1 pseudogene is annotated in these 539 nt (G+C 63.3%); it reads left to right on the top strand.

The features are described 5' to 3' along the window. Positions 1-539: pseudogene (locus tag VK92_RS38595) on the top strand (putrescine ABC transporter permease PotH); the annotation flags it as partial.

Genomic DNA, 539 nt, shown 5'->3' with positions numbered 1-539 from the left:
TTCCTGCCGTCGGGCCGCAGCGTCGCGATCGGCGTGCCGTTCGTGTGGCTCGCGATCTTCTTCGCGCTGCCGTTCGTGCTGGTGCTGAAGATCAGCTTCGCCGACCAGGTGATGGGCATCCCGCCGTACACGTCGCTCGTCGAGATCAAGGACGGCGTCGTGCACTTCGCGCTGCAGCTGTCGCACTACGCGTTCCTGCTGCAGGACGACCTGTACATCGCGACCTACCTCAGCTCGCTGAAGATGGCCGCCGTGTCGACGGTGCTGTGCCTGCTGATCGGTTATCCGATGGCGTACTACATCGCGCGCTCGGAACCGAACCGCCGCAACGTGCTGATGATGGCCGTGATGCTGCCGTTCTGGACGTCGTTCCTGATCCGCGTGTACGCATGGATCGGCATCCTGAAGGACGACGGCCTGCTGAACCACACGCTGATCGCGCTCGGCATCATCCACACGCCGCTGCGCCTCTATCACAGCGACGCGGGCGTCTACATCGGGATGGTCTATTCGTACCTGCCGTTCATGGTGATGCCGCT

The sequence above is a fragment of the Burkholderia sp. LK4 genome (genome assembly GCF_001043615.1).
GTDB classification, from domain to species: Bacteria; Pseudomonadota; Gammaproteobacteria; order Burkholderiales; family Burkholderiaceae; genus Burkholderia; species Burkholderia cepacia.
The sequence above is the reverse complement of the archived record's forward strand: the minus strand, read 5'-3'. Positions and strand labels throughout refer to the sequence as shown.